The organism is Vibrio glycogenivorans (genome assembly GCF_051660965.1).
Taxonomy (GTDB): Bacteria; Pseudomonadota; Gammaproteobacteria; order Enterobacterales; family Vibrionaceae; genus Vibrio.
Map to the genome: position 1 here is coordinate 312,862 of NZ_JBPVIS010000002.1, position 19,343 is coordinate 332,204.

Below are 19,343 nucleotides of genomic sequence, written 5' to 3' on the forward strand. Positions count from 1 at the left end.
ACGTTACTGATATCTCACCTTACGCTGTTACCTTAGGTAGCGGCAAAATTTAGTGCGATTCATTAAGCACCTGCGAGTAATTGAGGCGCTTTGAGTTTTGCCAACCCATAAGCGGCGCACGTCACATTGTCTTGGATCGTGCCGTCGATCAGCATTTGCTCAAAGGTTTTGAGCGGAAACGCACAACTCACCAAGTCTTCCTCCTCATTATCAAGCTGGGCACCAACAAAACTCAACTGAGTCGCGAGATAGATATGACAAGTTTGATTCAAAAATCCATAGGCGATGAATTGACTGCCCAAGTAATGCATCTGTGAGGCGAGCAAGCCGGTCTCTTCACGCAACTCACCCTTCGCTAGCTCTAGGTGATCTGCACTTGGATTACTCTCCCAAGCACCCTGCGGCAGCTCCCAGCAGCGCTTAGACACCGTATAGCGATACTGCTCGACTAAATGGATCTGCCCTTCATCGACAGCGATGATCACTGCGCAATCGGGCTTATCCACCACGCCATAAATTCCTTCGCTGCCGCTGGAGCGCAATATCGTATCCTCGCGAACCGTCATCCATTTATTTTGGTAAACGACTCGGCTGTCTAATGTCTTAATGTCAGTCATCGTCCTGATCCTGTCCCTTGATAGTTTGCTATTGACCATACCCAAGTTGCTCTCATAGCTCAAGATTTCATCACAATGAGCGGAACTTGCTCTCATTACGTACTACAGTGTGATTTATACCCCTGTAAACTATCAATAAAAGGAACCAATAATGCATCAGAAGGCTATTGTTGCGATCGCGCTTTGCTCGTCGTTCACGTGGGCAGGTGACAACACGACCTACACGGTTGATCAAATGGAGTACGAAGGGTACTGGGCACCGGTTGACGGTGACGCTCCCCTTGTCCTGTTAGTCCACGATTGGGATGGACTAACCGATTACGAGAAACAGCGCGCTAAAATGCTCAACGACATGGGTTACAGCGTTTTCGCGGCTGATTTATTTGGTAAAGGGGTACGCCCAACCGCAGTAGAGGATAAAAGACAGCATACTGGGGAGTTGTATAAGGACCGAGATAAACTGCGCGCCTTAATGCAAGGGAGCCTAGACTATGCCGTGAGCCTAGGCGGTGACAAAGACAACGTGGTAGTGATGGGCTATTGCTTTGGTGGTGCAGCGGTTTTGGAGTCGGCGCGAGCGGGTATGAAGGCCAATGGCTTTGCTACTTTCCACGGTGGGTTAGGTACCCCGGATGGACAAAACTATGAGCAGGTTTCTGCGCCAATCCTAGTTTTGCATGGCACCGCAGACAGTGCGATACCCATGACTCAGTTCGCTGATCTGGCTGAGCGCTTAGAAACCGCCGGGGTTGATCATGAAATGATCACCTACAGCGGTGCGCCGCACGCGTTCACTGTCTTTGGTAGCGATCGCTATCGAGAAGTTGCCGATAATAAGTCATGGAATGCGTTTAACCAGTTTTTAGACGAAACCTTATCACGTTAGTCTCCACTTCTATCTAGGCTGCGCAGTGCCTCTGACTCAACACACCTAGCTCGCGCAGCCTGCTTGTCCCTTCCATTGCCAAAACAACCTTCCCAGACGGATCAAGGCTTTGCTCTGTCCGGGTTATATTGGACTGTATTATCTAGTAATCTGATGCTTTTAAAGCCTAAACCGCTACGACTAAACTCAACAAGGAACAGAGAGCATGAAGACCATTGGTTTACTGGGTGGAATGAGTTGGGAATCAACCAGCCATTATTACAGCGCAATCAATCAGGGAGTTAAGCGTCAACTTGGCGGCTTACACTCGGCAAAACTGGTTCTCTACAGTGTGGATTTCCAGCAAATTGAACAGCTGCAGCACCAAGGTGATTGGCAACAATGTGCAATGCTGCTCGGTGATGCAGCACTCTCTTTGCAGGCAGCGGGCGCCGAGTGCCTGGTGATTGCGACCAACACCATGCACAAAGTTGCGCCACAGATCGAAGCGCAGTTAGAGATCCCACTGCTACACATTGCCGATACCACCACCTTGCAATTACAGCGCGATGGCATTCGTAAGGTCGCCCTGCTCGGCACCCGTTTTACCATGGAACAAGACTTCTACAAATCCCGAGTGGAACAACAGTCCACCATCAAGGTCATGGTGCCCAATCGAGACGACCAGACCCTGATCCACGACATTATCTACCAAGAGCTGTGCAAAGGAATTGTCAGTGACGCATCCAGACAAGTTTATCTGCGCATCATTGAGAACTTGGCTGACCTAGGTGCTGAAGCAGTGATTCTCGGTTGTACTGAGATTGCAATGCTGGTTAAGCAGCACGATACCGAGGTCCCCCTCTACGACACGACACAAATTCATGCTCAGGCGGCGGTGGACTTTTCTCTGGAGCAAAAATAGCCCAAGCGTCTTGAATCGAGCATCAATTTTCCGCTGACACTGATTTGAACTAAGCTCTTTTTGTGTACCAAACGCGTCGATAACGGCGCCCGGTTTTATGAGCATTCAAACAAATAAGGGTCAGCGTATGCATACAATCGTAAGAGATCTCGAAAGTCGTTACACCGTGAAGCAGTACGACTCTGGAAAACGTATTCCCCAAGAGCGAATCGATATCCTCAAACAGGCGATGCGCCTGTCTGCTTCCTCGATTAACTCTCAGCCATGGAAGTTTATCCTGCTAGAAAGCGATGAAGCCAAGCAACGCTTTCACCGCACTTTTGCGATCAAGTACCAGTTCAACCAGCACCACGCCTTAGAAGCCTCACATGTGATTCTGTTTGCGTATAACCCTAAGTTCACCAAAGAGCAATACGCTCGCTGTGTGGATGTTGAGGTAGCCTCAGGACACCTACCCCCTGAGATGTACGATAACATGCTCAACGGCGGTTACACGTTCGCTGAGCTCAACACCGATGACAACGGCTACAACGGCAATTGGACACGCGCACAGATGTATCTCGCTCTCGGTAACACTCTGCATGTTCTCGCTCGTTTAGAGATAGAGTCCACACCGATGGAAGGAGTCGATTCAGACATGATAGCCGAGGAGTTCAAACAGGAACTAGACGGTTATGTCTGCGAAGTCGCCCTAGCAATGGGCTACCACAAACAAGGCGAAGACTACAACCACGGCCTGCCGAAGGCACGGCTGCCGCTCTCAGAGATATTTGTCACGCTATAAACAAAGGGGCGGGGCTCGGGGACGGGCTTTGCCCTACGAGGCACGAGGGATTTATCGCACCTGGCTAACTTTTCGCAATCCGAAACGAAGTGAAATCCTTTCCCCAAACCCAAAAGTGCTGTTGCGAGAAATCTATCTCACGTGACCAATTCCTCGCAACTCGGAACAAAGTGAAACCCGCTCCTCGCACCTGAAAAGCGTAGGGGCGAGGTGCGGGGACGGGCTTCGCCCTACGAGGTGCGAGGTATCTATCGCGCGTTGCCAACTCCTCGCTACTCGGAACGCAGTGTAACCCGCTCCTCGCCCCCCTAAAATAAAGCCCAGCGTACGCTGGGCTTTAAAGAAATCAACTAAACTAGAAGCACATTAAGCAAGTTCAGCTTGGAGCCAAGGCCAGCCCTGTTTCTTACGGCTTAATGTGTTTTCCATCATTAGCATGCCGTCTTTTTCGTGCTTAACTAGCTTCTCTGCCCACTCGCCTTTGTACAGTAGACGAGTTTGTGCTGTGGTGATGTCTGTTAGCATCACAGCGGCAAACGCAAGGCCTTCTTCAGCGCAGCGACGCTCAAGGTCCGCTTCCAATGCTTCAATCATGCCATCAACCTGCTCAAGGGTGGCTAGCTCGACCTGACCAACCACAACGTCGCGCTCGTTGAATGGGTATGCTTTTAGGTCTTTCTCAACCAGCTCAGCCGCTGATAGGCCTTCGATGTTAGTCTTAGCAATCAGAAGGTCTTTGATAAACGCATCTAGGTCTTCAACGCCAGCAATGGCTGCTAGCTCTTGAACTGCGTCTTTGTCTTTTTGCGTGCACGTTGGTGAAGCAAAGCCAACCGTGTCAGATAGGATAGCCGACATCATCATGATCGCTAGTGGACGTGTGATCTCCGCTTGTTCCATCTTGAATAGGTTAAATAGGATGGTACAAGTACAACCAACAGGCCAGATCCACGCCTCAAGCGGGTTAACCGTCATCACGTCACCTAGACGGTGGTGATCAACAATGCCGAGAATTTCTGCTTGAGCAATGTCGTCTGGTGCCTGAGCAACATCGGTGTAGTCTACAAGCCAGATTTTTTCGCCCGCGACTGAAGTGCACATCTCTGGTTGATCGACACCAGCAGTTTCTAGAATGTGTTGCGTTTCACGGTTGATGTCACCTTGACGAACCGCTTTCGCTTCAAGACCACGTGCTTTTAGAAGTTCAGCAGCAACCAATGCGCCACAAATGCTATCACTATCTGGGTTTTTATGACCAACAACTAGAATCATCTTGCTTCCTATATCATCACTTTGTTACAAGCCAATCACGTTATCGCATTGGCTTGCCAAGATTGTTCAAATTTCTCACGTGCCAAAATCTGGCACCAGTAAAGAGCGCTACTCTACCTGATTTTTACCTCGGTATCCATCTTTCTAGGTGGCAGTTTATCACCCACATCACCCGTTATAATTGCCCGAGCACTGAGGTGGTTAATAAGCTCAATCTCAAACATCTGCGTTTTCTCATGGCTTAGGCGCGCACCAGTCCAATAATCAAACCAAAGGACTGGCCTGCTTGAGGTCAGTGTAAAAGTGGTCGGCTGAGAATTGAAATTGAACAAACAATGCAGCTCATTGTTATTGGTTAGACTTAATCTCGCATGATTCATCGCCAGAGAGTCAAAGCGCGCAGCTTGTTGGGTCTTGGCCGCACGCAGCAGGAGCTTGCGCCAGCTATTGTGGACAAACAGCGTCATCTCCTGCAAAGGATCACCACTGAGTAGCCAGCCGCTACTGGCGAGAATTGCAGTGCGATGAAAGTCGTAGTAGCGGCGCTCGGTGCCCTGGTTAGGCAGTGACGTCAAGGTCACGCAATCGGGATCGAGATGCCACAGACGTTGATGCTGCCAACTACGGAAAAAGGCCTGTTTGGCGATTTGTCCAAAACGATAGGGCTCTCGCTCAACATCATCAGAGACTCGCATCGCGTCAACCAACCCCAAAGAGGGCCACATCGGCGCATTACAGCCAAGAATCCACCCATCACCAACCCCCTGCGCAATAGCTTGCATCCCCATGCGGTAGGCCTCAACGCCCGTCACGCCGCGCCCAAGCCGGGTGCCTTTCAATGTCCCCCAATAATTGGCATCGAGTTTGAACAGCTCAACCCCCCACTCTTGACGCATCACGCTGACCACATAAGTTAAATGCTCGAGCACCTCAGGTTTTGAGGTATCAAGCACATACCAAGGTGTGCAGCGCCAGCCACCATAAGTCACCGTTTCTGCTTTAAGTGGTTGGCCATGCTCATCTTGAACAAACCAATCTGGGTGGTGGCGAAAAACACGCGACTGTGGCTGAGCAATAAAGGGAGCTAACCAAATACCCGCGCGCTTGCCTTGGTGCTTAATTCGCTCAACTAAGGCGGGCACACCCGACTCAAACTTGTCAGATGGGTCTAACCAATCGCCCATAAAGGCTTGATAGCCGTCATCAAGCAGCACCCACTCAAGCGCATCAAGCTGCCCTGTCATTAACGCCAAATTTTCATCGATATGGCGCTCACTGACGTCCGCATAGTACGCATACCATGAACACCAACCGACCGGACTTGGCTGGGCGACTTTTGCTCTCGGAGGATGCGAACGCGCGATAAGCTCGCTGTAGCTTTGATAGAGTTGCTCAAGGTCGGATGCCTCGAGTAGCGTTAGGCTCTCAAGCTGATTATCAGGCCAATCTTGAGGATGGGTATTTTCGCCGTCAATATAGGCGGTCACCAGACTGCCATGTGGCCCATGCTCTATCTCAAAATATCCGGCAAAACGTCGACAAGAGGTAAAGCCAAATAAGACGTAGCTTTGTTCAAGTTCAATGACTAAGGTGTTGTAATGTCGCTTAGGGGCATCGATTGGATAAATGCGGTAATCCGCATTGTTATCGGGGCATCGTCCCAGCTCAATCGCATCGCCAAGAGTGCCTGTAGACTGCGATAGCATCTGAAAGCCCTCGCCGACAAACCTTGAGTCATGTGCAGCAACTAACTCAAAGTGGCAGAGTGCGTAACGCTCATCAACGGGCGAGTTGTGTAAGCCGATATGGGTAAAGCTTAAGTTATCACCGTTTAACGTGGCTTCAACATCGAGGTTGTAAACGAGTGCTTCGCGCTGACATGAAAAGAGTATCTTGTTGGTCATCCCTAGACCTAATATTGATTAATACATCGACAATGGCGCTAGAGCATGACGCCTGGTGATTTATCTGTCATGAGTTTTTACTCTAACAGAGCGATGAACGTTAAGCTGATCACATTTCACACAAATAAAAACGACCGCAACGTGCGGCCGCTTCAAAAAACTCTGATCAATGCCATCCTTCGCAGAGAAACGAGATTTAGCGTGGGTGGCTTCCTACAAGATGCAATAGTCTTTACACACTCGTACCTCGGAACGGAGTGTACCCCGCTCCCCGCCCCTTAAATCGGTTAGAACACAATCCGGTCAGCAAGATGACTCACGGCTAACGCGAAATAATATGATCGATTCCATTTCATTAGCACATTGTAGTTATTATACACCAAGTAAGTTCGCCCCTGATGATCATCAGGCATAATCAACCAAGCTTCAATATCCTGGTCAAGCTTTGGCAAAGGTGACCCATCAAAGCGGGTGATCCCGAGCTCACCCCACTCTTGTAAGTACTTGGCTTTTTCAGCAGAGCGCCCCTGTAACTCTTTATCTAGAGTTTCAGGCACAAGTACCTGCCGACCCCAAGTGTACTCATCGTCCCACCCTGAGCGGCTCAAATAATTGGCCGTAGACGCAAACACGTCCTCAACGTTATTCCAGATATCCTTTTTACCATCACCACTGCCATCTGCGGCATAGGCGATGAATGAGCTTGGCATAAACTGACTCTGCCCCATAGCGCCGGCCCAAGAGCCCTTCATATCCTCAAGCTCAATGTGGCCCTGCTCGAGGATCTTCAGCGCCGCCATGAGCTCGCTTTTGAAGAAGGCTTCGCGGCGACCATCAAACGCCATCGTGGTCAGTGCATCAACGACCTTGTAATTTCCGGTAAAGCGGCCAAAGTTACTCTCAACCCCCCACAGGGCCACGATAAAACGCGGCTGAACGCCATAAGCATCGCCAATACGCTTGAGCTCTGCATAATGCTTCTGATACAGATCTTTGGCTTGATCAACTTTCCACTGCGGCACGGCGCGCGGAATGTACTCATCCAAGGTTAGTCGACGCTCAGGCTGATTTCGATCCGCTACCACGGCGCGCGGCCGATGCTCTACATTAGCAAATGCACGCTCGACCAACTCAGCATCCACCCCTTGCTCTACGGCTTCTCGTTTAAGTTGCTCAACATACATCTCAAAATTTTTTTCGCTTGCCAGCGCGCTCACAGATAGCGCAGCTGATAATGCTCCAATAACCCAACGTTTCACACTACACTCCTTGTTATCGGTTTTGCGAACAATTTACCCTGAATTTAGTTTACTTCGCGTCTTTATTGAGCGCTTTAAACTCTTCGAGAACGTTTTCTTTTTGCGGGGGTAATTGCAAGAAGAACCCTTGCTCAATCAGATCATTTTTGACCTTTTCTACATCTACCTGAGCAAGCTCACGGCTGGTAATATTGAGTGTCATCACCAAGATTGGCTTGCCAAACATTTGCATTAACTGCTCCGGAACTTGGGAGAAGTCATCTTTTTTCGCCACGTACAGATACGTGCCTTCTTTCTTTGCGCTTTTATAGATCGTACAAAGCATAGCCATCCTACCGGGTTTCGCGCCACAAAGCGCCGCAAACCCCTTATTAACCCACATAAATAGACAAATTCATACCAACAACACTTGCTGATAGATTAGGGGAAATATAACATGATAGGCCTATATAAAGGCAACGTGCTTTGTAAAAGCGACGTCATTTATTCGCATATATCTAGGCTGAAATAGAATGTCTCAAACTCCCGATTTAAAAGGCAGCAGTTTCACGCTGTCAGTGCTTCATCTTGCCGATATCGATGTGGAAGGCAACCTGACCTTTCTTAGGGAGAAAACCGAGCAGGCACCGGCTTTTTTTGCCCATGCCCCGGTGGTGATTAATGTCTCTTGCGTGTCGGGCGATATCGACTACAAGAGCTTAAAATCCGGGGTACTGGAGACTGGTATGTTTCCAGTCGGTGTGACTGGCTGCAAGACTAAACGACAGCAAACACTGGCTATTGAGGCGGGTCTCGCAGTCATGACGGCGAGCAGCAGCTCGAAAACCTCAGCTCCACTCGCTCCGCTAAAAGTGATCCGCACACCTGTACGCTCAGGACAACAGGTCTATGCTAAAGATGGTGATCTGCTACTGATGAGTCATGTTAGTGCGGGAGCAGAAGTGATCGCCGACGGCTCAATTCATGTTCTCGGCACTTTGCGTGGTCGCGCTATTGCCGGAGCGAGCGGTCAATTAGGGGCAAGAATAATTTGTAACGATCTACAAGCAGAGCTAGTGTCTATCGCAGGTAACTACTGGCTCAGCGATCAAATTAGTAGTGATTATTGGAAACAGAAGGTGATGGTCAGTCTTGAGAACCAACTTCTGCACATTGAATCACTCAAAGTATAAAAACTAAAAAGGATACAATATGGCACGCGTAATTGTAGTGACCTCAGGAAAAGGCGGCGTTGGTAAGACGACCTCAAGCGCAGCGATCGCCTCTGGCTTGGCACTCAAAGGCAAAAAAACGGCAGTTATCGACTTTGATATTGGCTTACGTAACCTCGATCTCATCATGGGTTGTGAACGTCGTGTAGTGTACGACTTCGTCAACGTAATTAACGGTGAAGCCACCCTTAACCAAGCGCTGATCAAAGACAAGCGCAACGACAATCTGTTTATTCTTCCCGCCTCACAGACACGTGATAAAGATGCCCTAACCCGTGAGGGGGTTGAGCGAGTATTGCAAGAGCTGGACGAAGCCGGTTTTGAATTTGTGATTTGCGACTCGCCCGCTGGTATTGAACAAGGCGCACTGATGGCACTCTACTTTGCTGATGAAGCGATTGTGACTACGAACCCAGAGGTGTCTTCGGTACGTGACTCAGACCGAATTCTTGGTATTTTGGACTCAAAATCACGCCGCGCCGAAGAGAACTTACCGCCAGTCAAACAACACCTGTTGTTGACTCGCTACAGCCCTGCGCGCGTTGAGCAAGGTGAGATGTTGAGCGTCGAAGATGTGGAAGAGATCCTCCATATTCCACTAATGGGTGTGATCCCAGAAAGCCAGGCGGTTCTCAATGCCTCAAATAAGGGTGTTCCCGTGATCTTCGATGAAGAATCTGATGCGGGTATGGCCTACGCTGATACCGTAGAACGTCTGCTTGGTGAAGAGGTGACTTTCCGTTTCCTAACTGAACAGAAGAAAGGTATTTTCCAACGACTGTTTGGAGGCTAACCGTCTATGTCACTCCTTGAATTTTTCAAACCGGCAAAGAAAAACACTGCAAGCCTAGCGAAAGAGCGCCTGCAGATCATTGTTGCTGAGCGTCGCAGCCATGACGACCCTGCGCCAGACTACTTACCACAATTAAAAGAAGACATTCTGAAAGTGATTGGTAAGTATGTCGCCGTGGACCCGAGCATGGTCGATGTGACCTTCGAGCACAAAGATGACGATATCTCGGTGTTAGAGCTTAATGTGAAGCTCCCTGACGATAATTAATACAAAAAGAGCCAGCAGATGCTGGCTCTTTGTTTTTCTCACTCTTGGCTGAGTTAGGCGTACTGCGCCTCAAATTCACGCATAAACTCGACCAGTGCTTTAACGCCCTCAAGCGGCATCGCGTTGTAGATGGACGCACGCATACCACCGACGGCGCGGTGGCCTTTTAGTGCGGCAAGCCCCTGCTCTGCGGCAAGCTCAAGGAACTTGGCATCCAGCTCAGGTTTTGCCAACTGGAAGGGCACGTTCATCAATGAACGGTTATTCTCATGGATGTTATTGCGGTAAAACGGCGACTGATCGATATAGTTATATAAGATCGCGGCTTTCTCACGATTGATTTTCTCTATCGCTTCGACGCCGCCCTGCTCTTTAAGCCACTTAAACACCAAACCCGATAGGTACCAAGCGAATGTCGGTGGAGTGTTGAACATCGACTCTTTCTCAGCGAGTACTTTGTAGCTAAGAATACTTGGTAAGGCGTCTTGGGCAAGCTCTAGTAGATCATCACGAACAATCGCAATTGCGATCCCCGCTGGGCCAATATTTTTCTGTGCCCCGGCATAAATCACGCCGTATTTTGATACATCAATCTTACGCGATAAGATCGTCGAAGACATATCGGCCACTATCGGCTTATCCGTTACTGGCAAATCATTGATTTCAATACCATCAATGGTTTCGTTTGGACAGAAGTGTACGTAAGCCGCGTCTGGGTCTATTGTCCACTCTGATGCAGGCACAACGGCCACTTTGCCATCAATATCGGTTTTGGCATCAAACACATCGACGTCACAGTATTTCTTGGCTTCTGCTACCGCGCTGATCGCCCAATAGCCACCATCGATGTAAGTCGCTTTATTTTTATCACCAAGAAGGTTTAAAGGGACTGCTGCAAATTGCGCACGCGCGCCACCTTGGCAAAACAACACCTTGTAGTTCTCTGGAATATTGAGCAAGTCACGTAAGTCTTGCTCTGCTTCCGCCGCAACCTGAATAAACTCTTTACTGCGGTGACTGATCTCCATCACAGATGTACCCATCTGATTCCAGTCAACTAGCTCTTGTTGAGCTTTGAGCATTACGGCCTTAGGCAAGGCTGCTGGACCCGCACTAAAATTAAAAACTTGGTCGTTTACAGACTCCATGATTTCGGTTGCTCCTGCATAAATATGTATTAGTTGTTGGTTTAATACCATTTTTTCGGCAAATAAAAAAGCCCTTCAGCGTATCCAAGTCAACTCGATGACTTGTGTACGCCAAAGGGCTAGTTCGTCTTTTGCTGAAATTAGCGCATCATCAATGGCATAATCAGTGCAAATAACGGGATTTTCTGCCCACTTGCAAACACAAGGCTACCTTGCTCAAGCGAGGCTTTAATAATGAAACCTGTCTCCGTCATCTCAACGATTTCCATGATAATCGCTTCATCGATAGCTTCTTGGATAAATGGGTATTCATCGACAAGCTCATGGGTAAATACCGTTTCCAGTTGTCCGGTCACTGCGCTGGCCACTGACATAGGATCTGACAACAGTCCCTGCGTTCCCTCCGGTACCTCAAGTTTCCAGTGCGACTGAAAATCGCCATCGCCAAGCTTGAGCGCCATATTGTTCATCTGCAGATGAAAACCACGTTCAACCAAGGACTCAATGTGAGGCAAACTGCTTATCACATCCTGCTCGGTTAATACCGTTGCCTCTTGGTAAATATCCATGATGGCCGCGAAAGACGGCTGGTCAAGATCACCAATCGTGAAATCGATATCCAGATCTCTGACGACACCATCTTGGGTCGTTACTTGGCCAATTTCGACCTTATGGGTGCTACTTAAACGCCCCGTTTCCATATCTTCAAATGCCGAGAACGTGTATTTCGCACTCTCAAGTCCGGTGGTCTGGCCAACTTCGACTAGGCGAATTTGCTCGACTTCGACGCTTTGCTCTCCCAGCCAGATGTATTTGGCTTTTTTGCCTTCACCCTGTGCCTTGAGCCCATCAACACGCACCCCTTCGCCCGTTGAGCTGAAGTCTAGCGAAATCGATGGGACGTCGAGCAAGAAATCAATCTCACCCAACACCGTCATAGTGCCTGTGGCAGATGATGGTGAAATGGTCAGCACTAGCTCTGGATTATCTTGTGGCTGGAAGTGCCAACTCGAGACATCAAGTTGATAGTCGGTGTTGCCATTAAGCTGAGTTACTGTATTCAGCTCAGCTGGAATGGGCAAGTCAGCGATGGTTGAACGCGCGGAAATGCTGGCTAAACCATGAGATAACTCGCTGTTTACGCGCACTTCTGTTGGCATGCCCGCTTGCTCTAGCTCAGCTCTAAGATCCGGATCGATGATTGTGTATCGAGTTTGTACATCAGCGGATAGGTAACCACGGTCATAATGGATGATCTCAGCACTGATTAGGTCACTGTTCGCATCAGCAATACCATCTTCAATCACTCTCTCGCCAATCTGCCCTACCGCCAAAGGCCAGCACAGTACCAAGGCAACCACACCACCTGCGGCGGCCATTTTTTTCAGTTGTGTCATAAATTACTCGTTTAAACTACATCAAAAACCTTGAGATAAATCAGAGTATTGCTTTTATTTAGTGGAAGAGCAAATTTCTCATACCAAGCTCTCATACTCTGTGTGTTTTCGCTGTTAAAGTAATCGTATTACTGCTCGGTGTGTCAACCGCCGGCGATTAGTTCGCAAAATGGAGTTTCGGTGAAGCGATTCGCAATTTTAAGTGTTTTTGAAGATCAACACGCTCAAACACAACTCAAGTCACTGTTCGAAGAACTTGACCCCTTGTTTGATATCCGTCATGTCAACTCACTCGACTGTGCTCGTGATATTATCAATTCAACCTCCAACCAGCAGCCACTCGCTATGGTTATAGCGCAGCACTACGACGTGCTCGAAGGCTCACAGTTGCTGATTGAACTCGAGCACAGCACCCTACATACACCCGCCAGACGAATCCTGGTCGCCAGTGAAGCGGAGATCGGTGCGATTATCAACGCCGTCAACCTTGGCCGGCTAGATCACTGTCAAACTACGCCGTTAGATTCCCATGAGCTGCGCCCTGTTATCATCAAGGAGCTCACCACTTTTGTTATTGAACAGGAAAAGGAGCACCTGCTTAATTACACCTCAGTACTCGACCAAAAACGCATTCTAAGAAGCCATATCGACGCTAAGGTTAAGCACTATCAACGCGGCTTCATTGACTATCATCTTGTTTCTGATCAAGAGCTCACTGATAAAGTAATCCAAGCACTGGGTGAATTCTTCGCCAAAGGCGATGAGTCCAATGCATGCCGAACTTACTCTGCCGATCACCTCTTAACTAAGGAGGGAGAAGAGAATCACTTCTTGTGGTTTATCACTAAGGGCGAGGTGGCGCTGTACAAAAAAGACGATTTTGGTATTCAGCGTGAGGTTGTGCGGCACGGTAAAGGCAACATTGTTGGTGGTATGTCATTTGTCACTGGCGAGCTGTCGTTTTCAACCGGCTTAACCCTGTGCCAAACCGAAGTGATCAAGCTTGATCGTGACATCTTTACCTTGGTGATGAATTCCAATACCGATTTGTTACCGCTGTTCACCAACCTGCTACTTAGACACTTTAACCGCCGCCTTCAGCGCAGTATCTTCACCAAGCTGGAGTTACAAAAAACCATCGAATCACTCGAAGTCGCGCATCAACAATTGATCGAGCGTGAGAAGCTGGCGGTCCTCGGTCAACTCGTCGCTGGTGTTGCGCATGAAATCAATAACCCTATCGCCGCCATCATGCGTGGTACTGAACTGGTGACGAATAATGTTCAGAAATTGGTGGAAATGGACCATCAGCCGATCGATACCCAGCTCAGCCGTCAGCTGTTTGAGCACGCATTAAGCTCCAATCCCCTCTCCACCGCCGAGCTGCGCAAAAGAGCGCGTGCCCTCGAAAAACACACCGGTGATCGGTTGATCGCTAAAAAGCTGGTCAACCTTGGAATGGAAAATAATCAGACTTTACTGGCTAAAATCAAGGCTGATCCCAATGGGGCTATCGACCTGGTCAAACACTACGAGTCGTTTCACCAAACGGGCAGTACCTTGCGCAGTATGGAGCATTGCGCCAAGCGTATCGGAGAGATGGTGCGTAGCCTAAAAGGCTATGCCAAACCTGGAGAGGAGCATTTTCAGTTTGCGGATGTGATTGAGGGTATCGACGATACCTTGGTTATGTTCGAAAACAGGCTAAAGTTCCACAAAGTGGATAAGGTCTACAACCCTACTCCGCCACTTTATTGTCAACCTAATGCGCTGCAACAAGTTTGGACAAACTTGATCGCTAACGCTATCGATGCCTTTCCCGAGCAACACGGTCATTTAACGGTGACAACCGGGATTAAAACGGATGACGAGCATCGTTGGATTACTGTCAGCGTGCAAGACAATGGTCATGGTATTCCACCAGAGCTGATTGATAAGGTGTTTACCCTGAACTTTACCACCAAGAGCGAGGGGCACTTTGGCCTTGGAATAGGTCTCTCTGTCTGTCAGCAGGTGGTCGCGCTTCATCAAGGGAAAATTGAGCTGCAATCGACGCCAAATGAAGGCACCTGCTTCACCGTTTGGTTACCGATACTCCAACAACAAATTAAGGAGAACTTATGAACAAGTACCTCATATTGTGCGTCGATGACGAAAGACATGTTTTAGACAGTGTCCTGCAAGATCTTGAGTCATTCGAGGCGAACTTTATCATCGAGGCGGCGGAATCGGTTGCTGAAGCCAAGGAAGTATTAGACTCCTTTTCCAATCAGGATGACGTCGCCTTGGCCCTGATCCTATGCGATCATATTATGCCTGCGCAAACGGGGATCTCTTTCCTTGTCGAGCTCGACAACCAAGCCCAAACCCAAGGGGCAAAGAAGGTGTTGTTGACCGGGCAAGCTGACCTCGAGGATACCATCCTTGCAGTTAATCAAGCCCACCTAGATTATTACATCGCCAAACCTTGGGATGGCGCCACTTTACGTGACAACGTCACTAACCTGCTCACTGATTATGTGATTGAGCACGACCCTGATCTGATGCACTGGACCTCAATCCTGGATACCGAACGAATTCTCAATGCATTAAGTGAACAAAGAACACAGTTTGGTGAGTAAAACGCCCACGGACCGGGTGACTTGAGAAAGCTGATGGATTATGATGGTCGGTATTAAGGGATAAAAGTCGGTATTGTCCCCAATACCGCTCATTAACAGGCCAATGTTGTTGATACACAACACATGGAGCAGTCCACGGCCTGGAAAATAATTAGTCAAATAAGGTGTTATTTACGTATGCGTAAAACTGTAGTCGCAGTCGCTATTGCTGTGCTTTCAACTCAGGCAATGGCTAACTCAGATCGTGATCGCGAACGCGCTGTCATGAGCAACTTTGGTTACGATTATCTTGAAACTCGCGTTGGTATTAGCCCTGTCACAGTCGGCGCTCAGTTTAGTAAGGCCATTCACCCAAATGCACACTTCGTTGCACGTATCGACACTGAGATGGAAGGCGACTATGATGCGGCTGCGGGTCTTGGTTTCCATGCCCCAGCGACCAACTGGGCAGATGTGACTGGTGAAATGCTGTTTCGCGCTCAGTACTTTGATGCCACCGAAACAGGTGTCGAGGTAAACCTAGGTGTGCGTCAGTGGCTCGGTCCACAGCTGGAAGTTGGTGCAAAGATCGGTTACGTGTCGATTAACAGTGAAGAAGATGTCATTGGTTCACTCCATGCTCGCTTCCACTCAACTGAGCTTTTCTCACTGGGTGCAGAGTTCCGCATCAATGACACCTACAACGAGCAACTGATGCTAACCACTCGATTTATGTTCTAACCAGTTGAAAACCCAAGGCAAAGCCTTGGGTTTTTTTGCTTTGTGCTTTTGATGGTTGATAGTATCTGGGCGCGCTCAAGTGCTCTTTCGCTCATTAAATGCTTGTAGTACCTTCCAATGAACCCCCTCAATGGCCCCTATCAACTTCCAAAGCAGCTTGTTATCTAAGTCATTTCCATAGGTCAATTTAACCCGCTCAAAGACCTTTAACGGCCCAAGTTCAATCAAGGTTTCAACATCTTCAACACCCGACTTCTTTAACATCCGCTCTAGCGTCAGCTGCATGTTAGGCAAATCTCTCAACCGCTTGGTACGTAGTGTGCTTTTCCTCGTCCGCTGCGAAACGGCGACGTCGATCGACTCTTTGATCAAGCCATCTAACAGGCCCCTATCGTCCTGATACAAATGGGTCACATCATAGTAATTGACCATTGCACTGGTTTGCTTTTTTATCTGGCAATACCGCTGACATCCTTGTTTTAGCAACTTGTCAGTGAGACCTCCACCGCCGCGAAGATAAAACCGCCCACCTCTAAACTGGCAGAACATGGCGCCTTGCTCGAATAATCCGGTCGCACCAAACATGGCACGCTTGTGAAATTGACCTAGTTTGTCGGTGTAATCTAAAAATTGTTGTTCTGTCATACCCTTTGACCTATTAACCCAAACCCCGATTAACTTTGATCTCCAGATAGCAGTAGCGAAAATAATCCAACTGATTTTTATTATGCAACAAATTGCAAAATAATATGCAACTATGTTTTTTAAATATTTTAGCTGACGCAGCGATGTGTGTCACATCATGGTCTTTTAAAAGACCGAAAACAGCGCTTTGTATCGCATTAGCGCGAGTATTCAAAGCGATCATTGTCCGATAATTGCACAGCTACAGTTAGCATAAGACTAATAATTTGTGCGATTAATGTAATATCGGTCGTAAATGATGTGATGTTCCACCGACAAATCTCATGATTACAATCCTGTGCTAGATAAAGTATTGCTTTTGGGGAACATAAGTCGGTAAAATTTCGGCATCGAAGTTTTGGTACCGTCTAATGCAACATCTGTCATTTTTTTGGCTCTCCCCCGAGCGAGACACTATTCTAAAGGGCCTTGAAAGTGAGTTCTCACAACGAGTGACCCAATCCATCTCTGCTGGAAAAATATCTCTTCCGCCGATCCCTGTCGCTGTCACCAATATTCAGCGACTTGCAACAGAAGAAAATACCACGGTCTCTGATATTGCCGATTGCCTGCTAGAAGATCCTAGTCTGGCAGCAACCGTCATCAAAGTAGCAAACTCGGTGATTTTTAACCGACGCAACATTACTTGCACTGATTTGGTTACGGCGGTGTCACGCCTAGGTATTATTCGCGTTCGAGATATCGTAACTGCACAAGCCATTCAACAGCTTAAAATGTCCATCTCATTCAACCCTGTGTGTGAGAAAATACTGGCTAAGAGCGCGGTTTCCTCGCGTGAGCTCGGTGCGACGATGGTGGTTGCTCTGCGAGAACTCAAGGCGCTTGAACCCGCCAATTTCCGCCTCGTCGGCCTAGACAAAGCCTTGCTTGTTGGCCTACTCGCTGACATCGGCTTATACAGCTTGGTTAACGAGTATCATTTCTACCTTGAAGAAGGGAACTATCTTGACCCTGAACTGGCGTTGCCGGTTTTCGAGTCGCTGTGCATCACGGCCAGTAAGTTGGTGTTAGAGCATTGGGGTTTTGATGCTGACTTTATTAATGTCGCCACCAACCGAGCCAGTGATAAGACCGAAGAAAGCTTTGGCTATCTCGATCTAGCTCGTATTGCTAACCACATCCTACTGTATCGTCGTCAAGATGAAGCACTTGATTCGCACTTCGTTGAAATTGATGCAAACGGTGCTGAGGTGCTGTATAACCTGTCTAACTTAAGTGAGTCAGATTTCCGTGAAAAATTAGTCGATGTACTTCAAGCTAGCGGACTGTAACTGACTCGTAGCACCAACTTAGTCCAGCGGAAATTACAAACTATGTTTTCAGGGATGATTTTTATCTTTGCCCCGTTGTGTTTGGGGTATTTGTTTGTCGTGCGCAACGAGCAACGTTTAGCGACCGTCAACCAAGCGACATCCTACCTTATCTATGTGATTCTCACGCTGATGGGACTCAGTCTAGCAGCACTTGATGACCTGGGTTCCAACCTGCAATTGATCTTGACCTATACCGTCACGTTTCTTGGGTTTATTAGCCTAGCAAACCTCTGCGCCCTGCCTTGGGTAGACAAGTGGATGCCAATCGAAACCGGTACCAGCCAAAATCGATTGCGTTTGTCACAAATGGCGATGGAGTCGGTAAAGCTGATTTTCGTTGTTGGGGGTGGGCTTATCGCGGGCCTCGTGTTGCCTATTAGCCTTGGCTGGGTGGATAAAGCGAGCGAGTATATCTTGATTTTATTGCTGTTTTTCATAGGCATACAGCTAAGAAACAGTGGTTTAACCCTTAAGCAGATCCTGATCAATAAGCACGGGATGATGCTGGCTTTATTGATCGTGCTGAGTTCATGGTTAGGCGGTTTCCTCGCAGCGCTGGTCCTCGATATTCCGATTTTTCAAGCATTGGCACTCTCATCTGGCTTTGGCTGGTATTCGTTAGCTGGAATTCTGATGGGGGACGCATTTGGTCCCGTTTTTGGTGGCGCTTCGTTTTTGATAGAGCTTGGACGAGAGCTCATCGCCTTGGTGTTTATCCCGCTTTTGATCCGCAATTGGCCGTGTACGGCTATCGGATATGCCGGAGCAACCGCGATGGATTTTACTTTGCCGGTCATCCAGACAAACGGTGGTGTCCGCTGCGTGCCTGTCGCCATTGTCAGTGGGTTTATTCTAAGCTTGCTGGTACCCGTTCTTATGTTATTCTTTGTGTCTCTCGTTGCATAATAAGGAAATACAATGAAACGCTATGCTGTTGCGACTTTGACCGCCCTACTCTCGCTCAATGCGCTGGCTGAGAACAAGAGTGATTGCTACGCCGCGATTTATGACGGATATATCGACGCCTCTATGCAGTGGTATCAAGACCTGACGCAACTCACCGTCGAGCAATACCCTCAGCTTGAAGAGGTCAGTGCGTGGTTTCTCCAAGGTCGAAAAAACCACTTTGAGCTAAATCGTGTTGCGGTTCATTATTACCTTGTCAATGAGCCGCAAAAAGTCGCCACCGAGCAACCGGTTGAATCTTGGCTCAACCTCGAGCAAACCGAAGTAAAAACCTTAAGTGAACGCGATGACGCCTTAGGTAGAGCTGCACTCACAACCTACCAAGATCGCCAAGCCAAGCCCCATGAGCAAAACTATGAGCTTCGCTCTGCGTTCGCTGACTTGCTCAGCCACCCAGTACAGATCCAACCTCTACTCAACAAATACAACCAATCCATTGATCAGTTGCAACTCCAAGTCTGTAACAAATAGTAGACAGTCCCGATATGGCAGCACGTTCAGCTAAATTATTACAAGACATTACCGTCAAATTGGTTTAGATTGTGCTGCTCGCTTGGATTAGGTATCAGATAAACA

20 protein-coding genes are annotated in these 19,343 nt (G+C 48.3%); 12 read left to right on the forward strand and 8 right to left on the reverse strand.

The features are described 5' to 3' along the window. Window positions 1–62: 62 nt before the first annotated feature. On the reverse strand, window positions 63–617 hold the full coding sequence (locus ACSTTG_RS06170; protein WP_438458137.1) for an NUDIX domain-containing protein: 555 nt from the start codon (window positions 615–617) through the stop codon (window positions 63–65). Between the two features lie 151 nt (window positions 618–768). On the opposite strand from ACSTTG_RS06170, the gene ACSTTG_RS06175 reads away from it, so the two are divergent. From ACSTTG_RS06175 to ACSTTG_RS06185, 3 genes are all read left to right on the forward strand, one after another. After that, window positions 769–1,503 (forward strand): dienelactone hydrolase family protein, encoded by a 735-nt coding sequence (locus ACSTTG_RS06175; RefSeq protein WP_438458136.1) that lies wholly within the window; start codon window positions 769–771, stop codon window positions 1,501–1,503. A 205-nt stretch (window positions 1,504–1,708) separates the two neighbouring features. Next, window positions 1,709–2,407: an aspartate/glutamate racemase family protein gene (locus ACSTTG_RS06180; RefSeq protein WP_438474141.1), complete on the forward strand. Its 699-nt coding sequence runs from the start codon at window positions 1,709–1,711 to the stop codon at window positions 2,405–2,407. A gap of 127 nt (window positions 2,408–2,534) precedes the next feature. After that, window positions 2,535–3,191 carry a nitroreductase family protein gene (locus ACSTTG_RS06185; protein WP_438458134.1) on the forward strand — a complete coding sequence of 219 codons (657 nt, stop codon included), beginning with the start codon at window positions 2,535–2,537 and terminating at the stop codon, window positions 3,189–3,191. 366 nt (window positions 3,192–3,557) lie between these two features. Here the strand turns inward: ACSTTG_RS06185 and ACSTTG_RS06190 are convergent, their stop codons facing one another. The 4 genes from ACSTTG_RS06190 to ACSTTG_RS06205 form a co-directional block, all read right to left on the reverse strand. After that, window positions 3,558–4,463, reverse strand: a complete 906-nt coding sequence (locus tag ACSTTG_RS06190) for a manganese-dependent inorganic pyrophosphatase (RefSeq protein WP_438474142.1) — start codon at window positions 4,461–4,463, stop codon at window positions 3,558–3,560. A 113-nt stretch (window positions 4,464–4,576) separates the two neighbouring features. Continuing rightward, window positions 4,577–6,367, reverse strand: coding sequence for a glycoside hydrolase family 36 protein (locus ACSTTG_RS06195; RefSeq protein ID WP_438474143.1), 1,791 nt, complete (start codon window positions 6,365–6,367; stop codon window positions 4,577–4,579). Window positions 6,368–6,654: 287 nt separating this feature from the next. Then, a complete protein-coding gene (locus ACSTTG_RS06200) occupies window positions 6,655–7,626 on the reverse strand; it encodes a lytic murein transglycosylase (RefSeq protein WP_438458130.1) in 972 nt (323 codons plus the stop codon). Window positions 7,627–7,675: 49 nt separating this feature from the next. Next, window positions 7,676–7,951: a YcgL domain-containing protein gene (locus tag ACSTTG_RS06205; protein WP_438458129.1), complete on the reverse strand. Its 276-nt coding sequence runs from the start codon at window positions 7,949–7,951 to the stop codon at window positions 7,676–7,678. Between the two features lie 187 nt (window positions 7,952–8,138). Between ACSTTG_RS06205 and minC the strand changes: the two genes are divergently transcribed. Genes minC through minE form a run of 3 tightly spaced genes read left to right on the forward strand, consistent with a single transcriptional unit; the run spans window position 8,139 to window position 9,897 of the window. Beyond that, the gene (minC, locus tag ACSTTG_RS06210) at window positions 8,139–8,798 is read left to right on the forward strand and encodes a septum site-determining protein MinC (protein ID WP_438474144.1); all 660 of its coding nucleotides are present in this window, start codon (window positions 8,139–8,141) and stop codon (window positions 8,796–8,798) included. Window positions 8,799–8,817: 19 nt separating this feature from the next. Beyond that, entirely contained in the window at window positions 8,818–9,630 is an 813-nt protein-coding gene (gene minD / locus ACSTTG_RS06215) for a septum site-determining protein MinD (protein ID WP_438458127.1), read from the forward strand. A 6-nt stretch (window positions 9,631–9,636) separates the two neighbouring features. Further along, window positions 9,637–9,897 (forward strand): cell division topological specificity factor MinE, encoded by a 261-nt coding sequence (gene minE / locus ACSTTG_RS06220; RefSeq protein ID WP_438458126.1) that lies wholly within the window; start codon window positions 9,637–9,639, stop codon window positions 9,895–9,897. 53 nt (window positions 9,898–9,950) lie between these two features. On the opposite strand, the gene serC is transcribed toward minE, so the two are convergent. Together serC and ACSTTG_RS06230 are read right to left on the reverse strand one after the other, a co-directional pair. Further along, window positions 9,951–11,045 carry a 3-phosphoserine/phosphohydroxythreonine transaminase gene (gene serC / locus ACSTTG_RS06225; RefSeq protein ID WP_438458125.1) on the reverse strand — a complete coding sequence of 365 codons (1,095 nt, stop codon included), beginning with the start codon at window positions 11,043–11,045 and terminating at the stop codon, window positions 9,951–9,953. Window positions 11,046–11,185: 140 nt separating this feature from the next. Further along, window positions 11,186–12,442: a DUF945 family protein gene (locus tag ACSTTG_RS06230; protein WP_438474145.1), complete on the reverse strand. Its 1,257-nt coding sequence runs from the start codon at window positions 12,440–12,442 to the stop codon at window positions 11,186–11,188. A 180-nt stretch (window positions 12,443–12,622) separates the two neighbouring features. On the opposite strand from ACSTTG_RS06230, the gene ACSTTG_RS06235 reads away from it, so the two are divergent. The 3 genes from ACSTTG_RS06235 (at window position 12,623) to ACSTTG_RS06245 (ending at window position 15,783) form a co-directional block, all read left to right on the forward strand. Further along, entirely contained in the window at window positions 12,623–14,566 is a 1,944-nt protein-coding gene (locus tag ACSTTG_RS06235; protein WP_438458123.1) for an ATP-binding protein, read from the forward strand. Next, window positions 14,563–15,063, forward strand: a complete 501-nt coding sequence (locus ACSTTG_RS06240) for a response regulator (RefSeq protein WP_438474146.1) — start codon at window positions 14,563–14,565, stop codon at window positions 15,061–15,063. Before ACSTTG_RS06235 ends, ACSTTG_RS06240 begins: the two co-directional genes overlap by 4 nt. Before the next feature lie 177 nt (window positions 15,064–15,240). After that, complete coding sequence (locus ACSTTG_RS06245; RefSeq protein WP_438458121.1) at window positions 15,241–15,783, forward strand: hypothetical protein; 543 nt, start codon at window positions 15,241–15,243, stop codon at window positions 15,781–15,783. A 75-nt stretch (window positions 15,784–15,858) separates the two neighbouring features. On the opposite strand, the gene ACSTTG_RS06250 is transcribed toward ACSTTG_RS06245, so the two are convergent. Then, window positions 15,859–16,428 carry a TfoX/Sxy family DNA transformation protein gene (locus tag ACSTTG_RS06250; protein ID WP_438458120.1) on the reverse strand — a complete coding sequence of 190 codons (570 nt, stop codon included), beginning with the start codon at window positions 16,426–16,428 and terminating at the stop codon, window positions 15,859–15,861. Window positions 16,429–16,838: 410 nt separating this feature from the next. On the opposite strand from ACSTTG_RS06250, the gene ACSTTG_RS06255 reads away from it, so the two are divergent. The 3 genes from ACSTTG_RS06255 to ACSTTG_RS06265 are packed head-to-tail and all read left to right on the forward strand — an operon-like array spanning window position 16,839 to window position 19,238. Then, complete coding sequence (locus ACSTTG_RS06255; RefSeq protein WP_438458119.1) at window positions 16,839–17,759, forward strand: HDOD domain-containing protein; 921 nt, start codon at window positions 16,839–16,841, stop codon at window positions 17,757–17,759. A gap of 42 nt (window positions 17,760–17,801) precedes the next feature. Then, window positions 17,802–18,707 carry a LysO family transporter gene (locus ACSTTG_RS06260; RefSeq protein WP_438474147.1) on the forward strand — a complete coding sequence of 302 codons (906 nt, stop codon included), beginning with the start codon at window positions 17,802–17,804 and terminating at the stop codon, window positions 18,705–18,707. Between the two features lie 12 nt (window positions 18,708–18,719). Then, the gene (locus ACSTTG_RS06265) at window positions 18,720–19,238 is read left to right on the forward strand and encodes a hypothetical protein (RefSeq protein WP_438458117.1); all 519 of its coding nucleotides are present in this window, start codon (window positions 18,720–18,722) and stop codon (window positions 19,236–19,238) included. Window positions 19,239–19,343 lie beyond the last annotated feature (105 nt).

Bases quoted from the DNA above. Each gene is read 5' to 3' on its own strand.
- ACSTTG_RS06175 (WP_438458136.1), top strand. From the start codon at position 769: ATGCATCAGAAGGCTATTGTTGCGATCGCGCTTTGCTCGTCGTTCACG.
- minC (WP_438474144.1), top strand. From the start codon at position 8,139: ATGTCTCAAACTCCCGATTTAAAAGGCAGCAGTTTCACGCTGTCAGTG.
- ACSTTG_RS06180 (WP_438474141.1), top strand. From the start codon at position 1,709: ATGAAGACCATTGGTTTACTGGGTGGAATGAGTTGGGAATCAACCAGC.
- ACSTTG_RS06195 (WP_438474143.1), bottom strand. From the start codon at position 6,367: ATGACCAACAAGATACTCTTTTCATGTCAGCGCGAAGCACTCGTTTAC.
- ACSTTG_RS06170 (WP_438458137.1), bottom strand. From the start codon at position 617: ATGACTGACATTAAGACATTAGACAGCCGAGTCGTTTACCAAAATAAA.
- minD (WP_438458127.1), top strand. From the start codon at position 8,818: ATGGCACGCGTAATTGTAGTGACCTCAGGAAAAGGCGGCGTTGGTAAG.
- ACSTTG_RS06260 (WP_438474147.1), top strand. From the start codon at position 17,802: ATGTTTTCAGGGATGATTTTTATCTTTGCCCCGTTGTGTTTGGGGTAT.
- ACSTTG_RS06255 (WP_438458119.1), top strand. From the start codon at position 16,839: ATGCAACATCTGTCATTTTTTTGGCTCTCCCCCGAGCGAGACACTATT.
- ACSTTG_RS06265 (WP_438458117.1), top strand. From the start codon at position 18,720: ATGAAACGCTATGCTGTTGCGACTTTGACCGCCCTACTCTCGCTCAAT.
- ACSTTG_RS06250 (WP_438458120.1), bottom strand. From the start codon at position 16,428: ATGACAGAACAACAATTTTTAGATTACACCGACAAACTAGGTCAATTT.
- ACSTTG_RS06205 (WP_438458129.1), bottom strand. From the start codon at position 7,951: ATGCTTTGTACGATCTATAAAAGCGCAAAGAAAGAAGGCACGTATCTG.
- ACSTTG_RS06240 (WP_438474146.1), top strand. From the start codon at position 14,563: ATGAACAAGTACCTCATATTGTGCGTCGATGACGAAAGACATGTTTTA.
- minE (WP_438458126.1), top strand. From the start codon at position 9,637: ATGTCACTCCTTGAATTTTTCAAACCGGCAAAGAAAAACACTGCAAGC.
- ACSTTG_RS06230 (WP_438474145.1), bottom strand. From the start codon at position 12,442: ATGACACAACTGAAAAAAATGGCCGCCGCAGGTGGTGTGGTTGCCTTG.
- ACSTTG_RS06185 (WP_438458134.1), top strand. From the start codon at position 2,535: ATGCATACAATCGTAAGAGATCTCGAAAGTCGTTACACCGTGAAGCAG.
- serC (WP_438458125.1), bottom strand. From the start codon at position 11,045: ATGGAGTCTGTAAACGACCAAGTTTTTAATTTTAGTGCGGGTCCAGCA.
- ACSTTG_RS06245 (WP_438458121.1), top strand. From the start codon at position 15,241: ATGCGTAAAACTGTAGTCGCAGTCGCTATTGCTGTGCTTTCAACTCAG.
- ACSTTG_RS06190 (WP_438474142.1), bottom strand. From the start codon at position 4,463: ATGATTCTAGTTGTTGGTCATAAAAACCCAGATAGTGATAGCATTTGT.